The 17831-nt window shown below is 61.1% G+C and carries 18 protein-coding genes and 1 other annotated feature; of the genes, 13 read left to right on the top strand and 5 right to left on the bottom strand.

From position 1 onward, the window contains the following. Positions 1–5 precede the first annotated feature (5 nt). The 12 genes from YP76_RS25850 to YP76_RS25795 all read left to right on the top strand — a co-directional run bounded on the left by YP76_RS25850 (position 6) and on the right by YP76_RS25795 (position 11641). Positions 6–371: a hypothetical protein gene (locus YP76_RS25850; protein ID WP_046766243.1), complete on the top strand. Its 366-nt coding sequence runs from the start codon at positions 6–8 to the stop codon at positions 369–371. Next, on the top strand, positions 364–1020 hold the full coding sequence (locus YP76_RS25845; RefSeq protein WP_046766242.1) for a type-F conjugative transfer system protein TrbI: 657 nt from the start codon (positions 364–366) through the stop codon (positions 1018–1020). Before YP76_RS25850 ends, YP76_RS25845 begins: the two co-directional genes overlap by 8 nt. Next, complete coding sequence (locus YP76_RS25840; protein ID WP_046766241.1) at positions 1001–1540, top strand: S26 family signal peptidase; 540 nt, start codon at positions 1001–1003, stop codon at positions 1538–1540. Before YP76_RS25845 ends, YP76_RS25840 begins: the two co-directional genes overlap by 20 nt. Next, positions 1537–2193 carry a type-F conjugative transfer system protein TraW gene (gene traW / locus YP76_RS25835; protein ID WP_046766240.1) on the top strand — a complete coding sequence of 219 codons (657 nt, stop codon included), beginning with the start codon at positions 1537–1539 and terminating at the stop codon, positions 2191–2193. The genes YP76_RS25840 and traW overlap by 4 nt, the downstream gene beginning before the upstream one ends. Next, complete coding sequence (locus YP76_RS25830) at positions 2190–2462, top strand: hypothetical protein (RefSeq protein WP_319024297.1); 273 nt, start codon at positions 2190–2192, stop codon at positions 2460–2462. Before traW ends, YP76_RS25830 begins: the two co-directional genes overlap by 4 nt. Further along, on the top strand, positions 2462–3481 hold the full coding sequence (traU, locus tag YP76_RS25825) for a conjugal transfer pilus assembly protein TraU (RefSeq protein WP_405053758.1): 1020 nt from the start codon (positions 2462–2464) through the stop codon (positions 3479–3481). The genes YP76_RS25830 and traU overlap by 1 nt, the downstream gene beginning before the upstream one ends. A gap of 12 nt (positions 3482–3493) precedes the next feature. Next, positions 3494–4237, top strand: coding sequence for a type-F conjugative transfer system pilin assembly protein TrbC (trbC, locus tag YP76_RS25820; RefSeq protein ID WP_046766238.1), 744 nt, complete (start codon positions 3494–3496; stop codon positions 4235–4237). Continuing rightward, on the top strand, positions 4234–6126 hold the full coding sequence (locus tag YP76_RS25815) for a conjugal transfer protein TraN (protein WP_046766237.1): 1893 nt from the start codon (positions 4234–4236) through the stop codon (positions 6124–6126). The genes trbC and YP76_RS25815 overlap by 4 nt, the downstream gene beginning before the upstream one ends. Beyond that, the gene (locus tag YP76_RS25810; protein ID WP_226869716.1) at positions 6116–6499 is read left to right on the top strand and encodes a hypothetical protein; all 384 of its coding nucleotides are present in this window, start codon (positions 6116–6118) and stop codon (positions 6497–6499) included. The genes YP76_RS25815 and YP76_RS25810 overlap by 11 nt, the downstream gene beginning before the upstream one ends. 63 nt (positions 6500–6562) lie before the next feature. Then, entirely contained in the window at positions 6563–7351 is a 789-nt protein-coding gene (locus YP76_RS25805) for a conjugal transfer protein TraF (protein ID WP_405053759.1), read from the top strand. A gap of 68 nt (positions 7352–7419) precedes the next feature. Then, entirely contained in the window at positions 7420–8817 is a 1398-nt protein-coding gene (locus YP76_RS25800; protein WP_405053760.1) for a conjugal transfer protein TraH, read from the top strand. Positions 8818–8833: 16 nt separating this feature from the next. Then, the gene (locus YP76_RS25795; protein WP_046766235.1) at positions 8834–11641 is read left to right on the top strand and encodes a conjugal transfer protein TraG N-terminal domain-containing protein; all 2808 of its coding nucleotides are present in this window, start codon (positions 8834–8836) and stop codon (positions 11639–11641) included. Positions 11642–11648: 7 nt separating this feature from the next. On the opposite strand, the gene YP76_RS25790 is transcribed toward YP76_RS25795, so the two are convergent. The 4 genes from YP76_RS25790 to YP76_RS29355 form a co-directional block, all read right to left on the bottom strand. After that, a complete protein-coding gene (locus YP76_RS25790; protein ID WP_046766234.1) occupies positions 11649–11891 on the bottom strand; it encodes a hypothetical protein in 243 nt (80 codons plus the stop codon). 379 nt (positions 11892–12270) lie between these two features. Beyond that, a complete protein-coding gene (locus YP76_RS27460; RefSeq protein ID WP_062017345.1) occupies positions 12271–14541 on the bottom strand; it encodes a Tn3 family transposase in 2271 nt (756 codons plus the stop codon). Positions 14542–14630: 89 nt separating this feature from the next. Beyond that, positions 14631–15859, bottom strand: a protein-coding gene (locus YP76_RS25775) for an IS3 family transposase (RefSeq protein WP_099187114.1) whose coding sequence is annotated in 2 segments (ribosomal slippage) — positions 14631–15571 and positions 15571–15859 — 1230 coding nt in all. Because the reading frame shifts where the segments join, the coding sequence is not laid out codon by codon here. Further along, positions 15462–15578: a sequence feature (AL1L pseudoknot), on the bottom strand. It overlaps the preceding gene by 117 nt. A 15-nt stretch (positions 15860–15874) precedes the next feature. Then, entirely contained in the window at positions 15875–16330 is a 456-nt protein-coding gene (locus YP76_RS29355; RefSeq protein ID WP_082718745.1) for a DUF4158 domain-containing protein, read from the bottom strand. Positions 16331–16694: 364 nt separating this feature from the next. Here YP76_RS29355 and istB point away from each other — a divergent pair, with 364 nt between their 5' ends. After that, positions 16695–17423 carry an IS21-like element helper ATPase IstB gene (gene istB, locus YP76_RS25760; RefSeq protein ID WP_046766228.1) on the top strand — a complete coding sequence of 243 codons (729 nt, stop codon included), beginning with the start codon at positions 16695–16697 and terminating at the stop codon, positions 17421–17423. A gap of 66 nt (positions 17424–17489) precedes the next feature. On the opposite strand, the gene YP76_RS28975 is transcribed toward istB, so the two are convergent. Next, the gene (locus YP76_RS28975; protein ID WP_226869720.1) at positions 17490–17708 is read right to left on the bottom strand and encodes a sigma factor; all 219 of its coding nucleotides are present in this window, start codon (positions 17706–17708) and stop codon (positions 17490–17492) included. Positions 17709–17831: the final 123 nt, after the last annotated feature.

Here is a 17831-nt window from a genome sequence, read left to right as displayed (position 1 = left end):
GAGTCATGCGAGAACTGACAATCAGTGCTAGTGAGGAGATCGTGCGGAGAGCGGAGCGGCGGCGGTCGCGCCAGTTTTGGGCGGGCCTGGCAGCGCTGACGCTGAAACTGGCGGGCTTTTTGGCCACGACCCTGCTCCTGAGCTGGGGTCTCCTTGCCCTGTTCTTCTTCGCGATCGGCGGCTTTTCAATCGATGGCATGGTGATCCAGCTCCATAATTTCACCACGCGCTATTTGGCGGCCGATCCTGCGCGGCTTGCCGCTTTCCGGCACTTGGCCGTCGCCATCTATTGCGGCGCGGCCCTTCTCCTCATGATCCTGCGCCGCCATCATATCCTGCCCGCGCCGCAGAGGAGCGCCCGCCATGGCTGAGCAGCAGGAACTCGATCTGCCCGCGCCGGACCCCGTCCTCCGTCCACGCCGTACCAGCCTGTTTGCAGGCTTCACCCGCGGCCAGCTTCTGGGTGGCGCGGCGTTGGCCGCGGCCCTGGTCTGGGGCATGTGGGTCACCAAGACCTTGCTCGCGCCACCGGCCGAGCGGATCGTGTCGGCGCGCCTCTCGACCATTGTCGGCGAATATGTCCAGGCGCAGGCGCATTCGGCATCCTCGCCCGCCCAGGTCGAGGCCGAAATGCGCCGTTTCATGGGCACGCTCGACCAGGAGTTGCAACGACGCTCGCGCCAGGGCGAGATCGTCATGGTGGGCGAGGCGGTCCTGTCCAAAAATGTGCCGGACATCACCGAGAGCATCAAAAAGGCCGTCTATGCCTCGGGCATCGCCATGCCAAAGCAAGCGAGCGCCCAGCAATTGCTGAGCCTTCAGCGCGAGACCGGTGGTCTTGAAGGGCCAATGCCAACTCCACAATCGCAGGCGTCTGCTCCGTCGCCGATGCCCGCCATGCCGTCGCCCGCCGGAGCCTCGTCACCATTCGCGCCCGTGCCTCTGGCAGGTGAGTATCCCGGCGGGATGGGCGCTTCGGTCTCAAGCTTTGGAGGGCACGATGGCGCTGGTGGTCAGTGATAGCCCGCGCGTATCGGGCTGGCGTCCGCGCAAGCGGCTCTGGGCGCTGCTCGGCATCGCCGTCATCGGCTATGGCGCCTGGCAGGCCCTTCACGGTTGGCGCGAGCGCCATGCGGTGCTGATCAACCTCACCGACTCGCTGCCCAACTGGGCGTTCCTGATCCACCGCACCAAGGTTCCGGCGCGCGGTGACTATATCTTCTTCGATCCGCCCGCCAATGCGCTGGTGCGACGGCACTTCGGGAACCCAACGCCGCTATTCGGCAAGATTGTCTACGGCATGCCGGGCGATGTCATCAGCCATGACGGCACCGACGTTCGCATCAACGGTCGGCCGGTCGCGCATAGGAAGGCGCGTACGCGCCTCGGCGAGCGGCTAACGCCGGGACCGACCGGCGTGATCCCGAATAGCTGCTATTATGTCGGCACGCCGCACAAGGACGGGTTCGACAGCCGCTATGGCGAGATTGGTCTTGTCTGCGCGCGGCAAATCTTCGGGGCAGGGGTGCCCGTGCTGTGAGGGTGCTGCTCACCGTCCCCATCGCCGGCGCTGCGCTGGCGGGTGCCCTGCTGATCATCGGCCCAATGCGTTCGGAAGCGCGGGACTATGGCGCGGTCGGCCAAACCTTCCCGGTCATCGAACCCGATCTCCTGGCCACTATCGAAGCGCGGCTGAAACGCGCCGAGGCGAGCGGCGAACTGGCGCGGATGAACGCGGCTTTTGCCAAGAGGGTGGAAGCCAAGGTCCGCCGGCCCGATCCCGTGGCCGGAATCACGCCTGCGCAGGCGGCGCGCAGCTGGCAGTTCGATCCGACGGTCACGCTCGAGCAGGATATCAGGGACCAGAAGGGGACACTTATTGCGGCGGCGGGGCAGAAGATCAATCCGCTCGATTTTGTGCGGCTCACCCAGGCGCTGGTGTTCGTCAATGGCGACGACGCGGCCCAGATGACCTGGGCGACGACCCGGTACAGCGACGCCAAGGCGAAGATCATCCTGGTCAGCGGCTCACCGATCGATGAGATGACCAACCGCAAACGCCGTTTCTATTTCGATCAGGAGGGGCGGCTTACCGCCAGGTTCGGCATCCAGCACACGCCCGCCGTGGTGCGGCCTGCGGGCCGGGTCATGCAGATCGAAGAGCTGCTGCTCGACGCGAAGAGGGCCGGATGATGCCGCTCTGGCTCGATCTCCTGCGCACGCCGATGGCGGCGCCCGAAACCCGGTTCCTGCGGGCGATGCGGCATGTCTGGCAGGGTCTTTACCTCGCCCTCGCCACCACCATCCTGCTGCTCGACCCATTGAAGCAACTCCTCGGCAGCAGGGCCTCGCTCCTCATCGCCGGGCTCATGCTCCTCACCGCCACCCACAGCCTCATCTATCTCCGCGTCAAGAATCGGGCGGACACGGAGTGGCTCACCCAAGCCGGGGAGGGCGAATGATGCGCAGCCTTCGCGCCTTGCTGATGATCCTCGGCCTGCTGGCGGCGTTCGCTCTCACCCCGCAGCGCGCCGAGGCAGCGGGGCCGACCTGTCACGGCAAATTCGCCAATCCCATCACGGATGTCTGCTGGTCCTGCCTGTTTCCTCTTTCGGTCGGCGGCACGAAGATCTGGCCGGGCAACCGGCCCGATACCGGCAATCCCGCCTCGCCCATCTGCGCCTGCGCCGACCCGCTCCCGCGCATCGGCATTTCGGTCGGCTTCTGGGAACCGGCACGCCTCGCCGATGTCACCATGAAGCCCTGGTGCTTCCCCAATCTCGGCGGCATCCGCGTCGCGCCCGGCTTCGATATCGGCCAGGGCTATATGACCGGGCCCTCGATGGTCGGGGGGCGCTCGCAAAGCACCGCCAAATGGCATGTCCACTGGTATGTCTATCCGCTGCTCTATTGGATGGAGGTATTGACCGACTTCGTCTGCTTCGAGCAGGCGAGCTTCGACATCGCCTATATGACTGAGGTCGACCCGCTCTGGCAGGATGATGCGCTCTCGGGCCTCATCAACCCCGAAGCGATCGTCTTTGCCAACCCCGTCGCGCAGGCCGCTTGCGCCGCGGACTGCATCGCGGGCACCGTCGGCGTGCCGCTCGATCCGCTCTTCTGGTGTGCGGGCTGCCAGGGGTCCATGTATCCCATGAACGGAAATATTCCCTCATCGATCGGCCATGTGCAATCCTCCCGGCTCGCCCTGTCGCGCTTCGCCTACAAGATGCACCGCCAGGCGCTGGCCTGGGGGACGATGGGGTCCAAGGGCCTGTGCAAGAAATATCTGATGCCGATCATGCGCAAGCAGCAATATCGCTTCCAGATGGTGAACCCAATCCCGACGGTCTCGGGACGTTTCGCATGTTCGGCGATCGGCGCCTCGACCTTTCCGCCCGACGCGGGCCGGGCCTTCCCCGCCGTCGGCGAGGATATGGGCTATCTGGTCTGGCGCAAGCGCAACTGCTGCGTGTTTTAGGGGAGGGACGCCATGCATCTCGCCAGGATCGGGCTTGCCGCCCTTTTCGCCACCGCCGGCCTCTCGGCACTGCTCGCCCAGACTGTCGAGGGGATCGACGTCCAGGCGGTCAAGAAGCGCGCGGCGGACATGCAGGCGGAAGCGAATGCCTTTGTCGATGAGGTCAAGGATCGGGGCGACGCATTCCGGGAAGAGGCGCTCAGCGTGCATGAGTACGGCACGGAAAATATGAAGCGGGTCGCCGCGAGTGATCTCCCGACCGGACCTGCCGGCCCCATCGACTTTGACGCGATCGTCGAGGGGGCGGCGCAGAATCTCACCGCCAAGCCCGGCGAGGCACCGCAGTTCATCGCCTTTGCCAGCCTCTCCATGCCGCCAGCGTCTTTAAAGCAGATGGTGCGGGATACAGCGGCGGCCGGCGGCATCGTCGTATTTCGCGGTTTTCCCGGCAACAGCATGAAGGTCTTCGCCGGCCAGCTTGGGAAAATCGTGGACGAACAGGATATGGCGAATATCGGCATCGATCCACGTCTCTTCCGCGCCTTCGATGTGGCGGCGGTCCCGACCTATGTCGCGGTCTCCTCCGATTTTGACGTCTGTGCGGGCTTTGATTGCCAGACACGGGTGCCGCCGCATGACCGGATGACGGGCAATGTGACGGTCCGCTATGCGCTCAGCAGCTTTGCGGAAGGCCATGGGCCAGGCGCACAGGTTGCAGGAATCGCGCTCGCTCATATGGACCGGGCAAAGCCGTGAGATACAGGGCCGCGCTGCTGCTGCTGATCAGCGCTGCGGCCGCGGCAGCGCCATTATACGCGCAAATGACGCAGGAACAGGCGCGGGAAGAGGGGAAGGGTCTCGGCAACGCCATGCGGTCGAACGGCGCGCTGGTGCCCAGCGAGCAATCGCAGGCTGAGGCCGTGCCGGGCTATGCTGGGTCGAGCCTGCAGCAGGGGGACTATTTCGATGACCCTGAGAAACTCGAAAATGACAGTGCGGCGCTCAAATCCACGAGCGAGAGCTACCGGATCACCACGGACGCGGATCGAACACGGGCGACCTTCGACAATGACGAGATCAAGTCGACAGCCAGCAGGGCGACCACGATTGAGAATGATCCGGGCAGCTATTTGCAGGGCCAGGAGATCGGCGGCACGAGTGGCAGTTGCACCGCGCTGCCGCCGGGCGACGGGCAGTCCAGCAGCTATGAGGCAACCTGCAATGCCGGCGCCAGCGTTGACCAGAGCCAGCCCAGCTGCACCGTGCCCCAGGTTCCGCAGTTTGAGGAGAAGACGGCATACCGGTACAGCTGCGGCTACTGGTATAATGAGGTGTGGCATAAGCAGATCCGATGGGATCCCAACACGAGCAGCAGCAGTTGCACCGGCTTTGAAACCGCCCCGACGTGTAGCCTCGAAAGCACGAGCTTCACCGTAGAGCGCCGCTATGTGGGCCGCCTCAATAAGGATCGCTCGCTTTATCAATCCAACACCGTGCGCACCTATAGCTGCACGGCGCCCGCAGCGTCGACAAACGGCAAGAAATATTGCGATGCCTTCGGCTGCTTCACCCCGGCGCCGGTGGTGGACTTAGGGAGCGGCACGACCAAGGTGCATGTCGGAACGGCGGATGACCTGGCTTCCTGCGTTGCGCCGGTCCGCAATGGACAATGCACGCTCACATCGTCGGTCTGCACGGACAGCGAACCCAGGACCCGGATGGTCGATGGGGTGAGCGTCACACAGGATTGCTGGGCCAAAGCGAACAGCTACCAATGCACCATTATCGGCGAGGGCAATGACTGCGCTGATCTGGAGGCCAATGCCCAATGCAGCTTCCTGCGCAAGGAATGCATCGATGACGAGGAGGATCCGGCCTACGACCCTGGCGCCTGCAAGGTCTTTGAAAATGTCTATCGCTGCCCGGTGCCGCAGAGCGAACGGGGTGCGGAGAAGCAATATATTTGCGGCGGCGACGTCTACTGCATCAACGGCGACTGTGAACCGATCGTCCGTGAGGCCTCGACCGAGTTCAAGGACGCGCTGGTGGCGCTCCACTCGATCGACCAAGCCGGCAAGGAGTTTGACGAAAATAATTTCACCGTCTTTTCAGGGGAACGGGACAGCTGCCACAAGCCGGTATTTGGGCTCATCAACTGCTGCGCGGGGAAGACCTCCGGGCTGTTGACCATCGGCGCGGGCGCGGCGGCGCTTGCCGGCGGCCCCGCCGCGATCGCGGCGTTGGCGACGCCTTTCTTGACGCTCTTCGCCTGCTCGCAGGGCGAGATGAAGCTCGATATCAAGGACCGGATGGGCTTTTGCCACAAGGTCGGCACCTATTGCTCGTCCAGCATCCTGGGCATCTGCAAGACCAAGCGTACCGCCTATTGCTGTTTTGAGAGCAAGCTCTCGCGCATCCTGCAGGAACAGGGCCGTATCCAGCTGAACAAGCCCTGGGACAAGCCCAAGAAGGAGCAGTGCAAGGGCTTTACCATCGAGGAGTTTGCGAGCCTCGATCTCTCGGTGATGGATTTTACCGAAGTCTATTCCGAGTTCATGGACGCGGCCAAGCTGCCTGATGAAGTCCAGACCATGACGGACATTCAAGCGAAGATACAGGGATATTATGATCTCCATGGCCAATGAGATGATGGCGCCCCGCGCTCCCTTTGGATGGGACATGACCGCCTTCGAGCTTGCCATCTTCATCTGCGTCTATCGCAGCCCTTCGCCGATGCGCGCGCAGGAGATTCACGATGGAGTAGGGCGATGGTTCGACTGCGGGATTCCGGGTGAGTCCCTTGCCGATAGCGTCGGCCACATGACCGGGCGCGGCTGGCTCATCAAGCGCGGCGACCGGTTTCGCGCAACCATCCAGGGCCGCGACATGGCCCGACCGCTCATGAACGGCATCATCCGCATGCTCGACCAGGGCACGCGGCTGCTCGATGTCGCGCTGATGATGTCGGTGCTGCAGCTCACCAAGGGGGAACTGGACAGCGCGCCCGGCGGCCATTGAGGTCGCGTGTTTAAGGCAAGGAGGGTCGATAAAATGGCGATGAAAAGCGTGCTTGTGGCGTGGATGCTGGCATCGGCCATAATTTCCGCTCCCGTCCACGCGGACGAACCCGGTGCGGCGACCGATGGCGTGGAGCAGTCCGATGCGGGAGACGATTTCTATTGCCGGGAACGCCGCCTCGGCCAGTGGTTCTATTGCGTCAGGCCCAAGGCTGAACCGGAAAAGCCAGCGCAAACGCCCCAGCAAAGCGCCGCCGATCGGATGGCGGCGATCACGAAGGAACTGGATGAGCTCAAGGCACGAGCGATCCTCGAACCGACAGAGCAGAATGTCATCGCCTATGTCCGTTTCCAGCGGGAGCAACTCGATCGCGCCTCGACCTTCTCAGACACCTGGCAGCGGGCGCTCTGGCAGAACCCCGATCTCGATTACACGCTTCAGCGGCCGGTCAGTACGGTCGGCAAGCGCGCCTGGCTCGATAATCGCAAGGCCGATCGAGACGCAGTGCTGGAAACATTGGGGCAGCGCTACGGGCTTTTCTATTTCTACGCGCAAAGCTGCGGCGCCTGCGAGATATTCGGGCCGATCCTCAAATCCGTGGCCGACAGCCATGGCATGGCGGTGATGGCGGTGTCGATGGACGGCGGGCCGAACCGCGATTTTCCCGATTATGTGGTGGATGCGGGCCAGCGCGTGCGCATGGGTGTGCCGGGCAACGAGACGCCGGCGCTGGTCCTGTTCGACACCGCGACCAAGCGGACGGTCCCCGTCGGGTTCGGGATGCTGAGCGCCGACGAGATCATGGATCGGATATTCATGCTGACCAACACCAAGGTGGGGAGTGATTATTGATGGCACAGCCAAGCAAAGACAGCAGGCTCCGTTCTCTACTTCAGCGCGGGGCTGCTGCCGTCACCCTGATGACGGCGGTGCATCTGAGCGTCATCGGCGTTGCCGACGCCAATGTGGCGTCCGAGATGAACAGCTTCTTCAATGATGCGGGGGGCGCTGCCAACATCACCGGGCCCACCGCCTTCCAGGGCCAGTCGGCGGGCTATTATTCGCTGGGCAATGTCTGGACGCGCTTTCCGCAGAAAAGCGTCTCGCCCTTCAACCTCCAGCTTCCGAGCGCGCGTGCGGGCTGCGGCGGCATCGATCTTTTCTCAGGTTCCTTCTCCTTCATCAACGCGTCCGAGATCGTGGCGATGCTCAAGGCCACCGCCAACAATGCGCTGGGCTTTGCCTTCAAGCTCGCGATCGATTCCGTCTCGCCTGAAATCGGCAAGGTCATGGACGAGTTCAGCCAAAAGGCGCAACTGTTGAACCAGATGAACATCTCCAGCTGCGAGACCGCGCAGGCGCTGGTCGGCGGCATATGGCCGCAGATGGACACGACCCGCGCCACTATCTGCGAGGCGGTCGGCAACAGCCAGGGTGTCTTTTCCGATTGGGCCGCCTCGCGCCAGGGCTGCAATAATGGCGGGAGCCGCGACAGCACAATCGCGGGTAATTCCGACGCGGCGATGAAGGACCAGCTGGTCGGCGAGAAGCATAATTATACCTGGGAGGCGCTCAGCAAATCCGCCAAATTCGGGGCGTTCGACCAGGAATTTTCCGAATATGTGATGACGTTGGTCGGCACGATCGTCACGACGCCCTCGACCGATGCCAGCGTCGGCGGCAAGGTGGTGATGTTCGGGCCTGCCGAGGATGCGGTGGTGACGGCGCTGCTCGATGGCACCGAAGGCGGCTCGGCGGTCAAGATTCTCAAATGCAATGATGGGGATTGCTATGATGTGGGTGAGCAGACGTTGACCATCCCCCGGGCGAGCGCCCTTCGCCCCCGCATCCAGCAGATGATCGATGACATGTATGGGAAGGTCCGCTCCAACACGGCGCTCACCGCCGCTGAACGCCAGTTGCTCAACCTCGCCACCGTCCCGCTCTACAAGATCCTGACCGTTTACGCCTATGCGCATACGCAGCTCACCTATGGCGAAACCGAGGCGCTGTCGGAGATCGTCGCGGTCGACCTTCTGAACGCCATGCTCGACAATATGATGGACCGGGTCGAGCAGTCGAAGGTCCATTATCAGACGGCCGACCAGGCGACCGCCGATCAGTGGAAGCAGCAGATCACCGCAGCCCGGCAGCGCTTCTCCCAGCGCGAGATGAAGCTCAACACCAAGCTCCAGGTGACCATGCAGGTGATCAACCGGACCATGGCACTGGAATCTACGCTCCAAAACAGCATGTCGCCAGGCATGGCCGCGGCATTGAGCTTCTCACGCGGGCTGTCCGCCCAGGGCCTCAACTAGGCGGGAGGGACGGGCGATGCTGGAGGTCTTCACGGTCGGCGGCGGCGAATATCTCGTCAACACCTTCAACGCCGTCGCGGCCTGGTCAGGCGGCGGGGGCTATCGCTCTATGATCCGCGTCGCCATGGTGATGGGCCTTATCTACTCGCTGTTCGTCGTCGCCTTCACCCTGAACTACAAGGCCTGGCTCAACTGGTTCCTGCAGGCGACGCTTATCTATATGTGCTTGATGGTCCCGACGGTCAGCATCAAGGTGACCGACCGCATCAATCCCAGCCTTGCCCCTGCCACCGTCGAAAATGTGCCGTTAGGCCTCGGCGTACTGGCAAGCTTCACCACCCAGATCGGCGATTATCTGACCCGCACGGCCGAGACCGTGTTCGTCATGCCAAGCGAGCTCAATTATTCCACCAACGGCCTCATCTACGGCGCGCGGCTCTTTGACGCGACCCGCAATTTCATCATCCGCGATGCTGAATTTTCGACGAACCTTGAGCAATATATGAAGCAGTGCGTGTTCGGCGACATCATGCTCTATCAAAAATCGCTGACCGATTTGGCCAAGGCGACCGATCTCTGGGCGGCGATCGCCACCGAGGCGGAATCGCGCTCACAGGAATGGCTCGAACGCAGCGGCACCACGGTCACGCCTTATATCGTGACCTGCCGCCAGGCCTATCAGATGCTCGACGCGCAATGGGCACCGATGATCGATGCGCATGCGCCGATCTGGGGGAAGGAAGCCTATCCCAAGCTCAGCAACACGCTGGCCGCCGACAAGCTCAAACATGACATCCCTGTCGTCAATGGCGCTTTTACAGGGTCCGGCGATGGCTTTGCCCAGGCGATGCGCCAGAATACGGCGATCAACGCCTTCATGCAGGCGCGTAACAATATGGTGGGTGGGGCGGCGGCCGGCGCGATCGACAGCTTCGCGCAGACCCGCGCCGACATGCAGGCGCGCAACACCTATAACAGCATCGCCCAGCAGGCGATGGCCTGGGTTCCGATCCTCAACATCGTGCTGACGGTCGTCTTCTTCGCCATGTTCCCGGTGATTTTCCCGCTGTTCCTCATGCCGCAAACCGGGGTGTCGGCGCTCAAGGGCTATGCGACGGGCTTTTTCTATCTCGCTGCCTGGGGACCGCTTTATGTGGTGCTTCACATGATCTGCATGACGCGAGCAGAGGAAGCCGCGACCGGCGTGGCCGAGGGTGGCATGACGCTCGGATCCTATGCCGGCATTGGCGCGGTCAACGCTGAAACCGCGACGATCGCCGGGTTCATGCTGATGAGCGTGCCGTTTCTCGCCGCCGGGCTCGCGCGGGGCGCCATGTCGATCGCCGGCCAATCCATGTCGATGCTGGCGCCGGCGCAGAATGCGGCGGAGGCAGCCGCGCTCGAGCAGACCACCGGCAATTACGCCTATGGCAATGTGAGCTGGGCAAACCAGACGTCCAATATGCGGCAGAGCGACCAGTGGAACACTGCGGCGACGTACCAGGACGGTGGGCCGGCCTATAGCTTCCGCAATGACAATGGGTCCGTGATGTCGGCGTTCGGCAATGGCAGCGAGGTGATCGACATGCATCAGGCGATTTCGCGCCTTGATGTCGAACCCCGCGCATCGACCGGCTTTGTGTCCGAACTCAGGGAGCAGGCGAGCGTCGCGGAGCGGCAGGCCAAAGCTTATGAAGCCGCGGCTTCGGACATCCTCACCAGTACCCACACCAATCGCAGCGCCTTTGGCACGTCGAGTGAGCAAAGTTCCGGGTGGGACAGCAGCCGCGGACGCTCATCTGGGACGTCGATCGAACGGTTCGATCGTAACACGGCGTCGTCCAGTGCAGGAACAGAGGAGAGGTCGTCGGTTGGTCAAAGTCAAAGCATTTCGCAAGGTCATGATAGGACGGCTGGAACAATTGACGCCGTCGCTGGCGAGATACGTGCCGGCATCGGTGGTGCAGGGGCTGGTGCAAAGGGAAAAAGCGGCCGCGGTATTGGTAGCGTATTACCAGGTGTTGGTGGGACAGTTAGCAAAACCGGGCAGCAAATTGATACGATGCGTCACAGCAACTCCGATCAACGAAATACGGAATCAAATAATTCCTCTTCGGTCAATATGCGTGACGAGCATGCAAATGGTTCAAATGCCAACGAGACGCTTGGAACCTATGACCGTGATGGAACATTCGATCGGGCTTCAATGTCTGCGAGTTCATCCAGAAGTACGGAGGATTCACTTTCGCGCGCCAAATCGTACCAAGAGACCGCACGAAAACTCCACGAACTATCGGAGCAGCTTAGTCGTGACGCGAGCTATGCCGAAACCCATGGAATGCAACTAAGCGCCAATCTTTCGCAAGAATTAGCGGATTGGTATCGCATGGAGCAGTCCCGCAATCCTGGAATGGGTGCTCCAGAATTGTGGGTGACCACGCTGACCGATCAGCAGCGTGATGCGAGGAATGCGTTGATCGGTTCATGGATGCAGCAAAAGCAATCGGCGATCCGAGAGGATGTGCAGGAATTGATACATAGCCCAAACCTTGTGGACGTTCCTCATCGAGAGATCGGAAATTTCGACACCGTCCGCGCGACATATCATCCGCATTCCGTGGAGGGGATTCCGAATGGACCAGATACCGGCGATGCAGGAGCAGCAGGCCGAATCATCAATCAGGGTAAAGATTCGATCGATAATGTTCGCGACAATGCAGAAATCCAGCGTGCGTCTGCGGTACGGGGATCAGCGGATGTTCAGGCAGATGTGAACGCTGATCATGAAATAGGCTTCTTCCAGGATCCCCGCTTACGGAGATAGATTGGGATCAAATGTAGATGAAATAGGCGACGCACGAGAATGCGATGAGATAGGCGATGGCGTAGCCAATACGTTGGGCGGTAGTCTCGTCTCCGTCTCCAATCTGATTGGGCTGAAGCGGATCAAACTCATCCTGCGTCATGTGCACGATTGGACAAGCAGGGCTATCCTGCGTCATTCCATATGTGTTCAGGTCGATCTTAAGCACAGCAGCCTCCAAGAGGCTTATATTCGAACCGACGTTCTTCATCAATATCAGGTGTTTAATTCAACTTGAGTTCCGCTCTAACTGCCGAAACACTGTATCGCTTGAGCCGCTGGTCCCAAACGGTGGAAGCGCTGAATGGATGCAGTCGATCAATTTGCAACCCTTCAGAATTGGGCTGAGTCGCGGATCGACATGCGTATCGAATGTGCCTGTGGCCGGACCGTCAATATTCCCTCCAACCCGATTCTGGGTCGTTTCCGGTTTGATAGCGCCGTGTCAGAGGCGGCGAAACCGCCGTATCGGGGGTTCCCGTACGGGTTTCGCCAAAAGTAGCGGTAGGAAAACGGGATAAATTCAACGATTTAGAAATTACCATCGTGAAGTTTCCTCATTAATTCAGTAGCTTGGGATTTTGTGCAGGTTATGGGGTCGCAGCCTTGCGCGGGTGCCCACGCTCCCTGATCGGGAAGTGCAGCTTTCCGTGCATGTTGCTGTGGCGGACCGCGACAGGTGCTACGTGCGCGAGATATTCCGGCGGGTAGCGGCCCGGTCGCGCATCAACGACCTCCTGCATCGCTGCAGTTTTCCAAGCCATGACGATGTTTGTCAGCAGCGTCAGCGCGCCTGAGACTGCCACAATCTCGCTGTGCTTGCGTCCGTGTTTCGCCTCGATCCTGCCCGCCAGGATTGCCCGTTGCAGCTGGTGCACGGATTCTCCCTGAGACAGATTGCGATGCACCTCGCGTCGAAAGTCAGGCTTGACCAGGTAATCGAGCAGGAAAAGGCTACGCAGGACCTTCCCGACCAATGTCCCGGCCTCATAGGTTGCCGTGCCTCTTGCCGCACTTCCGTGCCGATCGATGATTGTCGCGGCCGAACTGTGGCCGGTCTTCAGCGACATGATCACATGGAGCAGGCTGTCCCAGCCTTCCTTGGCAAGCCGCGAGACTTTGACGCGCACCACCATGGGTTCGAGGGTTTGCGGAACGGCTACGCCATCGGGCAGGTACAATTTCCTCGTCGCCAGATCGGCCAGTCGTGGAGCCAGATCAAAACCAAGGAGCTTGGCGGCGGCCATGGCAAAATGGGTGAACCCATGGGTGTCGACGGCGAGCCTTTGCAGTTCGCAGACTTTCTGGTTCAGCGCGCCTTCGATCGCGACGCCCGCCTGTCTGAGGTTCAGCAGCACGGGCTGATCGTAGATGATTGCCCATTGATCGACGACATGCGTGTACGTGCCAACTGCCGGAGTGCGCCGCCGAGGTTCAATCCGGGCCAGCCAGAGATGGCGCGTCGCATCCATGCTCATCATGTCGGCCGAGCCAGCAATGCCGGAGCCCCACAGGCGCGTGATGGGATTGGCGAGCATCGATGCAGCCACACGGTCACTTGCAGCCCGAAACTGTGCGTTCTCTTCCAGCGTTCGCATCATCATCTCGATGCGATCATCGCTCACGCCGTCCAACATGCGAGCCATGTCGGCGGCGGTCTTTTCCGTACCAAGCGCCAGCAATGCAGCGTAGAGCACTTCCAGCTCGGCAGGACGGGTAGGGGCACGGCCCAAAAGCACGCTCGAAAATCCCGTCGAGCAGTCGACGGAGACCATCACCGCGGGAAGTTGGACGTCGCCGATCTGACCGAACAACGCAGACCTAGTTTCGTCGACAGCGGGATCCTTTGGCGCAGCCGACAGCCGCGGAACCTGGAACCGATCGTTGGCAATGCCGATTTCGCCATCGGCGATGGCTTCGCCGAGCATTTCCATCCGCAATGCAAGCGGTTCCTGAAACCGGCGAAGGTAAGCCTCGATCGTCGTTGGCCAGCCATTGTTCCGCAAGGCTTGTGCCCGAGAATTCGCCCAGGTGATAGCTGGCATGAGCTGATCGGCAATACTACGGTGATGCACGCTGTGGCGTGAGCTGGCAGATCCATTGCGAAGGGCGCGTTTCAACAACATAGCCGTAGCCACTTCGAAGGCTGCAAACCTCTGGCCAGGGTTACCGCCCAATATTGCGGCGCCGGAAGGCGACCGAAGGAACGGCTCGCATTCCCACTCCATCAGATCTGTTTGGCGTTTGGAATATTTACTAGCGAGGGTTTCCAGTGCTTGCTGAAGCGGATGAGCAGCCGCGACATCGATCGGCAACGTGCAGACCTGTTGCATGAGGGCGCGAAGTCGCGATGGCGCTTCGCTCATTTGAACGCGAATGGCGGCAACCTTGCCTTTTGTCGCAGGCAAGGATCGCAAGGGCTGCATCGCGCGCAGCGCGACCTGTCGAAATTCGGCATCGATCATTTGGCGGTCGTCGAGCGCGCCGATCATGATGCCTAAACTGGACCGATAGAGTTTCAGCTCGTTCAGCGCGCGCTCTTCCACCGTATTCCGCGCCTGACTCCACAGCTGCCCAATTCGACGACCGGTCTGCATCAAAACGGCGTCAGTCGCTTCCAGTAATTGCAGCCTCAACCAGCAGCCAATCTCGACCGTGCGCCGGGGCTCGGTGAGGCGGGAAAGGGTGGCCGCTTTTTGGCGCGCAATACGGACAGCGTGGAGGCGAATCCGGCCGACTGTCAGGTTCGGCAAGGCAAGCCGATCAGCACCAAGCGATTGAAGTTCAGTGATACGGGATTGCATCATTTGGATATCGTTCCGCCCGAAGCCTTTGGCAGGTGCGCGGAGCCAGTCGAGCAAGGATACGCTTTTGGGGATGGATCTCGCGGCGGAAAGACGACTTGACCAACTGAACCGCACCGAGATTGCCGGAGGCAAGTTTTCTTAAATTAGGCAGCCAGTGGGACGTCGTCCAGCATGGCGTAGTAGCGTTGCTCCGCTTCGACGGGCGGAACGTTTCCGATCGGCTCCAGCAGGCGCCTGTTGTTGAACCAATCGACCCATTCCAGCGTGGCGTATTCGACGGCTTCGAACGAGCGCCAAGGTCCTCGACGGTGGATCACTTCGGCTTTGTAGAGGCCGTTGATCGTTTCGGCCAAAGCGTTGTCGTAGCTGTCGCCGACGCTGCCGACGGATGGCTCGATGCCGGCTTCAGCGAGGCGTTCGGTGTACTTGATGGACACGTATTGCGATCCGCGGTCGCTATGATGGACCAGGCCGCCGCGATGAACGGGCTGTCGGTCGTGGATGGCCTGCTCCAACGCATCCAGCACGAAGCTGGCATGCGCTGTTCTACTGACGCGCCAACCCACAATGTAACGGGCGTAGACGTCGATCACGAAGGCAACGTAGACGAACCCCGCCCAGGTCGCGACATAGGTGAAGTCGGAAACCCATAGCATGTTCGGCGCCGGAGCATGGAACTGGCGGTTGACCTGATCGAGCGGGCGTGGGGCCGCCTTGTCTGCAATCGTGGTGCGAACCGGCTTGCCGCGGATCACCCCTTGCAGACCAAGATTTCGCATCAACCGCTGCACAGTGCAGCGCGCGACATCGAAGCCTTCGCGCTTCATCTGCCGCCATATCTTGCGCGCACCGTAAACACCGAAGTTCTCGGCAAAGACCCGCAGAACTTCGGGCTTCAGCTCCTCATCTCTCCGGACACGAGCAGATTGCAAAGCCGGGTCTCGCCGCTTGGCAAGGCGTTCGTGATAGGTGGATGGGGCGATCGGCAGAACCCGGCAGATCGGCTCGACCCCATAGGCATCGCGATGTTCGTCGATAAAGGCGATCATCGTTTGAACGGGCGGTCGAGCTCCGCCTGGGCAAAATATGCCGACGCCTTGCGCAGTATCTCGTTGGCCTGCCGCAGTTCGCGGACTTCACGCTCCAATGCTTTGAGTTTCTCGGCGGTCTCCGTCGGCACGCCTCCGCGCTTGCCGCTGTCCACCTCCGCTTTCTTCACCCATTCCAGCAGCGTGTGACCGGAACACCCGATCTTCTCGGCAACCGATGTGATCGCAGCCCAGCGTGAGGGATAATCGCCCTCGTGATCCAGCACCATCCGGATCGCTCGCTGCCGAACCTCAGGGGCGAACTTGTTCGTCGTCTTGCTCATCGTAGACCCTCACTCTCAGGAGTTAAGGCCTCCGGCAATCTCGGTGCGGTTCAAACTGCCTGTCAGTTCGGCCCCAACTGCAGCTTCGATCTCCGATCTCAGACCTTCCAATACATGATCCTGCGCCGCGGCGGCAAGTCGCTCAAGCAACCGTTCCCCTGGCAAGACATACGAACGATCGTACAACCACCGACGCGCTTGACGTATCAAATCGGGCCTCGAGATCTGTGTCTCGGCTTGGCATCGCAAGAAGGCCGTCAGCATTCGCAGCACACCGTCTTCCGCAGACCGCCAGCCGATCGCTTCGGCAGCCAGCCGTTGATGCGCGAACAGCGTCTCCGGCGTCGATAGATTGCACGCAACGTTGCGATCTGTGGCGCTGGAATGCCGGCATGATTGGCAACGAACTCGAGGATTCCGGGCGGAATTCTTTCGAACCCGGCTAACGGACGGCCGGTCATACGCAGGAATCCGATGTGCAGGAGCGCCCTAAGCGGGTCAAAGGCCGCCGACGCGAAGAGACATATGGGAGCATATGCTCGGCCGGCTGGAAAAAGTACTCGATCTCCGCATGGGTCAGTGAAGTGGGCAACGCGTCAACGCCCAGATATTGCTCTCGCCAGCTTTCCATCGGCAGCTCTCCTTTGCCGACAGACAAGGCTATGGGAATTCTTGCGGAGAGTCTTTGAAAACCTGAATGCCACACAACCCATTGATATTACGCGGAGCGGCAATGCGGCGTGTCGGCAACATGCTGATTTATCACAACTATTCTTACCGCTACTTTTGGCAAAAGTGGTACGGGAACCCCGTTACGACCAACTGAGGAACTTCCATGCAGCGGCATGACATGATCGACGCGATGCGCGGGCTTGGACTCAAGGGGATGGCTGGCGCGTTCGATGAGGCCGTTACCACCGGCCTTCAGCGGCAGCGCACGACGATGGAGATACTGACCGATCTGCTGCGCGCGGAGGCAACCCACCGCCGCGCAGCCTCGATCCGATACCGAATGACAGCCGCCAAGCTGCCGGTGGTGAAAGACCTCGATGCCTTCCACTTCGAAGTGACGCCGATCAACGAGGCGCTGGTCCGTTCGCTACACAGCGGCGCGTTCCTGCCTGCACAGCGCAATGTCGTCCTGGTCGGCGGCACAGGCACCGGCAAGACCCATCTGGCCATCGCCATCACCGCCAATGTGGTCCGCGCCGGGGCGCGGGGGCGTTACTTCAACACCGTGGATCTGGTGACCCGCCTCGAAGAAGAAGCCCGGATCGGCAAGAGCGGCGCGCTTGCCGCCCAGCTCGCCCGGCTCGATCTCGTCGTCCTAGACGAGCTTGGCTATCTGCCGTTCGCCCGCTCAGGCGGGCAGTTGCTGTTCCATCTGGTCAGCAAACTTTACGAGCAGACCAGCGTCATCATCACGACCAATCTGGCGTTCGGGGAATGGCCAACCGTGTTCGGCGATCCCAAGATGACCACCGCTCTTCTCGATCGTGTCACCCATCATTGCGACATCATCGAGACCGGCAATGACAGCTGGCGCTTCAAGAACCGAAACTGATCCCTGCGGCACGCCGGGATTAAGATGCCTTGCGCTGCGCGCGCCTCCGGTCGGGCTCCGCCCTCCCTACGCCGCTCGCAGTGCAAGGAGCATTCCTCGACCGTCGTGCCATACTCGAAAGGGGGTCCCGTTTGCACGCCGATTGACAGTCCAAGCCTTCAAATTCGTACCGGGCTCAAACGACGCGCGGTGGCGCCAGGCCTTCAGCACGGCTTCCTGAACAAGGTCCTGTGCAGTATCGGAATTCCTGACCAGCGATCGCGCATAGCTCGCCAGCCTAGGCATCAGGTCGCTCAATGCGGCGCCAAATTCCGGCCACTCCTCAGTCGATACATGCGATCGGTTTTCCAATAGTTCGGACAAGAAAGATAGGCCCCTGTTCGATGAAATTAGGCGGCAATATATATA

The organism is Sphingobium chungbukense (genome assembly GCF_001005725.1).
Classification (GTDB): Bacteria; Pseudomonadota; Alphaproteobacteria; order Sphingomonadales; family Sphingomonadaceae; genus Sphingobium; species Sphingobium chungbukense.
This window is presented reverse-complemented; position numbering and strand designations above follow the sequence as displayed.